The organism is Thioalkalicoccus limnaeus (genome assembly GCF_041197575.1).
Taxonomy (GTDB): Bacteria; Pseudomonadota; Gammaproteobacteria; order Chromatiales; family Chromatiaceae; genus Thioalkalicoccus; species Thioalkalicoccus limnaeus.
Genome location: NZ_JBDKXB010000056.1, coordinates 1 through 5,294, shown reverse-complemented (window position 1 = coordinate 5,294; position 5,294 = coordinate 1). Strand labels below are relative to the sequence as shown.

The 5,294-nt window shown below is 49.8% G+C and carries 8 protein-coding genes; all 8 read right to left on the bottom strand.

All coding sequences use genetic code 11. The features are described from left to right. Positions 1 to 191: PIN domain-containing protein (locus ABC977_RS17875; RefSeq protein ID WP_501040253.1), on the bottom strand; the 191-nt coding region annotated here is incomplete at its 3' end. Between the two features lie 196 nt (positions 192 to 387). After that, the gene (locus ABC977_RS17870) at positions 388 to 714 is read right to left on the bottom strand and encodes a hypothetical protein (RefSeq protein WP_369668629.1); all 327 of its coding nucleotides are present in this window, start codon (positions 712 to 714) and stop codon (positions 388 to 390) included. Further along, the gene (locus ABC977_RS17865; RefSeq protein ID WP_369668628.1) at positions 701 to 988 is read right to left on the bottom strand and encodes a hypothetical protein; all 288 of its coding nucleotides are present in this window, start codon (positions 986 to 988) and stop codon (positions 701 to 703) included. Before ABC977_RS17865 ends, ABC977_RS17870 begins: the two co-directional genes overlap by 14 nt. 257 nt (positions 989 to 1,245) lie before the next feature. Then, positions 1,246 to 1,725: a hypothetical protein gene (locus ABC977_RS17860; protein ID WP_369668627.1), complete on the bottom strand. Its 480-nt coding sequence runs from the start codon at positions 1,723 to 1,725 to the stop codon at positions 1,246 to 1,248. A gap of 117 nt (positions 1,726 to 1,842) precedes the next feature. Continuing rightward, entirely contained in the window at positions 1,843 to 2,361 is a 519-nt protein-coding gene (locus ABC977_RS17855) for a hypothetical protein (RefSeq protein ID WP_369668626.1), read from the bottom strand. Then, on the bottom strand, positions 2,358 to 3,209 hold the full coding sequence (locus tag ABC977_RS17850; protein WP_369668625.1) for a ParA family protein: 852 nt from the start codon (positions 3,207 to 3,209) through the stop codon (positions 2,358 to 2,360). Before ABC977_RS17850 ends, ABC977_RS17855 begins: the two co-directional genes overlap by 4 nt. Before the next feature lie 114 nt (positions 3,210 to 3,323). Next, on the bottom strand, positions 3,324 to 4,289 hold the full coding sequence (locus ABC977_RS17845) for a Shedu immune nuclease family protein (protein WP_369668624.1): 966 nt from the start codon (positions 4,287 to 4,289) through the stop codon (positions 3,324 to 3,326). Positions 4,290 to 4,488: 199 nt separating this feature from the next. Then, a partial coding sequence (locus tag ABC977_RS17840) for a hypothetical protein (protein ID WP_369668623.1) occupies positions 4,489 to 5,294 on the bottom strand: 806 nt, incomplete at its 5' end.

Below are 5,294 nucleotides of genomic sequence, written 5' to 3'. Positions count from 1 at the left end.
GAAGCAGCCTCCGCATTGCCGCGAGAAGCTTCCGCGATTACAATCTCCGAGATAAACAAATCGAATTCGGATCGTCGATTATCCCACCACTCTGCCGTAATGTTCTGGCAGGCGGCGGCACGTACGTCCCTGCTGGGTCTGGCGGTTAGGTAGCTAGCGACCGACGTTTCGATGTAAACAGAGGCGTTCATGCTGCCAGTTTACGACATTTTGCCGTTGTTCCGCCCAACGCGGCGGTAAGCCGACCCGCGCGCCGCCATGCTTGAGATTAGCCCAAGACGCTGCCGCGCGGGGTCGGCTTGACCGGTTCGTTAGGTGACTATGCGTGATTGCAAGACCTGACCCCTCCTTCCCTCCCTACCGGAAACGCGAATTTCATCGAGAATTTCAGCCCAGTTCGGCATTGATGGCTTCCTCTTTCTTGTTATTGTCCTCGTCTTTTTCCGTTCTGTTGTCGAGTATGGACGGTTCTGAATATTCGGACGATTGTATGCCCGTCCTCCGAAAATCAAACCGATATCGAGACCGCTCCTCGGGCGTAGCCAAGCCCATGTCTGCAAACATGGACTGAATTGCTTCTCTTGTATTCATTTCGCCTCCAAGTGGTTTCCGGGAAGCCAGCGCGAAGCTAACCGGCGCGCGGATGCGGCGCGAAGCGCCGACGTAGCGCGTCCGGTTGAGCGACTGGTTAGCGCTTGCCTCATAGAGCGCCAAAACTGTCTGTTGCGCTACGGAAGCGGTAGATCATTTCCATAAAGTTTTTCCAATCCATCCAGGATTTTTCATGCATGTGTGCCAACCAATCAACGGCGGCAGGCGGCCTAGAAAAGAAACTTTGGATTAGAATGTAGTAATCCTCCTTCTCGGCGGTGCATTCACAAACAAACTTCCAGTCGCCCTCAAATGAGTCTGAGTCTCTGACGATAAATGAGAAGGCCGTGGCTTCGTTGTTCCCGCAAACTTCGCATATTGGCTTCTTCTTGAACATGGTTCCCTCCTTATCGGTATTCGGTAAAGCGCTAGCGTCACACCTAAGCCCATACTCTTACCCATAAGTCGGTCGGTTTCGCCAAATCAGAGCGTTACGAGGAGGCGCTTCTGGGGCGCGCATGGCACCGTATCTCCGCTGATCAGGTGCTTGCGACGCCCGGTGACCCCGAGGCCGCAGAGATATGGGTAACGCCGGCCATCAGCCGCGCGAGGAACGAGCGTCGGATGAATGGCCTTGTTCGGCATTCTATCCACCTACCCGAGATATTTACTGCGAGCATACTGGGCAGCTCGATTGACAAAGTCGTGGAGCTGGGACTCGACTTCTTCGACCTTATCAAATTCAACGAATGCTGTTGCAGCAAGAATTTTATCGATTTCGCCTATCAATTCATGATCTAGGTAAGGTGCAGATGTAATTCGCACTTTTGCCATATTCGATCTTTCCTCCCCAATCGTTTTTATTTGCTGCTGCGTCTCTGGTTTTGTCGGATCTAATTCAACGCCGTATTTTTTCAAAAACCCAAGACCACTTACCGCACCTATCATCTTAGATACTGCCGACAACAACTCATCTACAGCCTCTAAGCCATGTAAACGTACAAGCTCGGCACGTTTTGCTGTCTCTTCAGCAGAAAGGACAAGAGCACGCGAAATGCGTGTAGTTGCGAGATTCCAGATCAACGTGCCGACAGAAATAGTGGCTGCTATTACGGCTACATAAACCTCAGTCATGTCCGCTTCCTCTTTGTATTGCCGAACGCAAAGCTAAGCCGCGCCGCCGCCGGACCTTCCCGCGAAGCGCTGCATGACTTTCCGGCGTCAGCTTCAGCTTTTTGTTAAGTGAAGTCTCTATTCGCTTTTACCAATTATGTATTCCGCAAGCTGCGAATATGCCTCCGCGGAATCATATGCGTTTCGCTCTGACTCCAGAATATAATTTATCTTGTCGCGAGCCTCCGAAGTCGGCAGCGATGCCAGCAACTTCATAAATTTAGAAATCGCTCCTTTTCTTGATTTTCCAGGATCAAATGATTTATCTATCGATGCGCCTATATCCCGAACCATATCTAGTGTTCTGAGTACCTCTCCCTGTCTAAATGCGCTATCAAATCTGGACAACATCTCAAACTTTTCATGATCTACGCCTCGAAGGTCTGCAACCACTTTAGATAGGTCCGGCTCCTTCTTTGGTTTTTTAGCCAACCGATCAGAAGTGCTCTTTTTCGACTGGGTCTGTTCTGTTCTTTGAAAGCGCGCCCAGTTTTCCGAATTCGACAGGATGCGAATTGCGTCCATGAGGTCCGTTTCAGAATAAGTAGATCTCAGATCAAGGATTCGTTCTGCTGCAGATTTGACGGACTTTTTCATTTCAAACCTATGAGGTGCAGAAACTCTGTTGCGACTTCGTGGAACTCTCCAATTACGTAATCGCGGGCATACGAGGTTCTGAATATGGGCGTTCCATCTCTTGAGCCCGCAGGGTAGGAGTCCGAATGGTGAGCGACATTCTCCAAAACTGGCCATCCGTATTTTGCCGCCAGCTTCGTAACATCACGAACAGACTTCTTTTGCTCTGGAGGTGTATTTGTCCTTCGCAATCCGTTGAAAATTATGCCACCCATGTCTAGCTCTTGGTTCTGATGAAGAAGCTTAAATTCTTCAAGAGACCTAGCAAGCAATGGCAGCCCAATTGTCGCCAGAAACTCCGGTCTAACTGGGACAAAAAGGTATCTACTGGAGCGATAGGCTGCTAGCGTCAATATTGACTCTGTAGGCGCGCAATCGATCAATATCAAATCATACTGATCCTGAACCTTCGACAAGAATTGAGGTAGTAACTGTGCCTTTTCGGTCGGGTTCTTTAGTGTCCACGCCAACTCAAGTCTAGACGGAACAAGGTGCAGCACGCTTCCATCATCCCATTCTTCAAGCACATGTATGACATCGCTTGGTTCGACTAGGGTTGGCGCCCCAGTCTTGGATGTAGGTGAAGCGAATTGCTCAAATATCTCGACGACTGTCTTTGAGCCCTTGCTCAGCAAATCAAGATAACGTTTTGCTCCAAGGAAATACTGACTTAAGTTGGCTTGCGGATCTAAGTCTACAGCTAGCACACGAAGATTTTCGCGCCATGCAGAGCGCCACGCGAGGTTGAAGGTTAACGTGGATTTTCCCACGCCACCTTTCATGTTGATCATTGAAACAACCTGTGCCATCGCTCTCCTCCGGTTTTTTCACTTAACGTTAAGCGCAGCCCGCGCCTTGGAGCAGCCTGAGCGAGAGCGAAGGCTGCTCCAAGGCGTCGGGCTGGCGCGCTAGTTAGAGGATTCTCAGAATTCAGCATCGGCCTCCCAAGCGTCTGGAGGGACTTCCTGCATTTGCATCTCCTGATGCGCAGGTGAGACGATCTGTAGCAGTCGCTCACCTTGTGCCAACAGTTGGTCGTAGGTCATAACAGTAACGCTCGACAGTCTATGATTTAAGCCGTGCAGGGCTCGCAATTGAGACTCATCCCAGTCGTTGGATCGTCCAATAACTATTATTGCCCGCGGATGATATGCGACCACTTCCGGATGATCTCTGAGTCCAGTAGCAGCGACTTCATGCAGCACATCTAGGTAGCGGTGGCATTGCCCTATGGCCCGAGAAACGTCCGCCGACCAGTAAAAATTCCGGTGCGTGTTGTCGAACCTTAAGACTTGCATATCAGGGCGCTTGAGTTCGACGAGGTCTCGGTATCCAGCGATTACCGTAGGCAACAGCATATCCAAGTTGTCGCTAGCAGTTATGTTGCGTACTTGATCATTTACGACATATGCGCTTCCAAACGCCCAAGGATGATTTTCACACCATTCCTGATACACCTGTTCCTGCGTTACACCTTGTTCCAGATGCTCCCGGAGAACGGAAACAGCAGACTGCATTTCTTTAAGCCTAATCGCGCTACGCAACGAACGCACCAGCTCGTCGCTGAGTTCAGACCCAGAAAGGTGCTCTATGATATCTTCTTGCGCCAAAACCCTCGTGAGCGCATTTGCAACCATCGCCGGGCTGTGTTCCCCGATGTCGGTGTCGCCGGCCGATAGTCGAAGCAGGAGGAAACTGCCATCTTCGTTTTCGCTGGCTACAGCGAGATGTTGTTGCAGCGCAGTAAAGAGACGGCGAGCTGCTGATTCTTTGAGTGTTACTGCTTTTTCTTCCTTCAGGACCCAGCCCAGTGCGCCTTGGCCTTTGGTGTATGTGCTGATCTTGATCGATAATTCTGTGTAGTCACTATGAGGTATGAAGAACGGCACGAAGGTTATTCGCGATCTAGTTGTCTCGTGAAGAACCACGGGGTCGCCGTAGCTTACCCTCCCCGATGAGGCGCTACGGCGATTTACCGTCCTAACGTCAGAGTCGTGATCCATGCCATTATTCCTCTAACGCCAGCCGTAACCGGCACATTTGTAGTGAGCGTAGCGAACGAAAACTGCGTCCGAGTTCACGGCATTGTTAGGCATTTGCATTACCCTTTCTGAGCCAATGTTCAACTTCGAATATATAGCTGCTAAGTTTAACGAGCGTCTTATACCAGTCAACGATTAACTGAGAGGAGCTAGAGAGCTCTTCTTGGTGTTTCCGATTTACATCATCCTGCTTTTGCCGAATCAGATCATAGTCGGGTATATCTTTCCCCAGATCTGGCATCGCCTTAGAATCGAATGCCTGCTGCTGGCTCTCGACTAGTTCCTTGTGCATTTTCCCTAGCTTTGTTGATATTTCGTGAACTGTTCCATTTCGGGATTCACGGAACGAGTATATTTGTTCCGCCATACCTGGTGGCGGCGTCACAGCACTAACAATGCTTTGCTTAACCCGCTCTTGTTGGCAACGATCTCGCGCTTCGATAAATGGCGTTACAAACCAACCACTTCTTCGCCCTTTATGCTTATATGAATCTGACGTCTCATCGAAGAATGCGACTACAAAATACTCCCTTATCCGATCTGAAGCCATATTAAGATGTAGAATCGAGTCTGTATGATGAAGCCAAAAATAGTGGTTGTCATCCAACGGCTTTTGTATCGCAATTGTTTCGTGCAAAAGACATAGGCCAATCGATAATCGTGATGCACGCATCAGCCCTTCGAAGTCACTTCCTGAAACGATAAGCAGTTTTTCTTTTTCCGTAGGCCGGTGTCTCACCGGGCCATTACCAAACAGATAGTCCCACTCGGTTTCCACGGGAGGGCTTATCTGCCACATGGCATGGCCAATATACTCAGGGTCTTCGGTATCTTCTGACTTCCAGCCATAGT

Coding starts and splice junctions, on each gene's coding strand:
- ABC977_RS17855 (WP_369668626.1), bottom strand. CDS start 2,361: ATGAAAAAGTCCGTCAAATCTGCAGCAGAACGAATCCTTGATCTGAGA.
- ABC977_RS17850 (WP_369668625.1), bottom strand. CDS start 3,209: ATGGCACAGGTTGTTTCAATGATCAACATGAAAGGTGGCGTGGGAAAA.
- ABC977_RS17860 (WP_369668627.1), bottom strand. CDS start 1,725: ATGACTGAGGTTTATGTAGCCGTAATAGCAGCCACTATTTCTGTCGGC.
- ABC977_RS17865 (WP_369668628.1), bottom strand. CDS start 988: ATGTTCAAGAAGAAGCCAATATGCGAAGTTTGCGGGAACAACGAAGCC.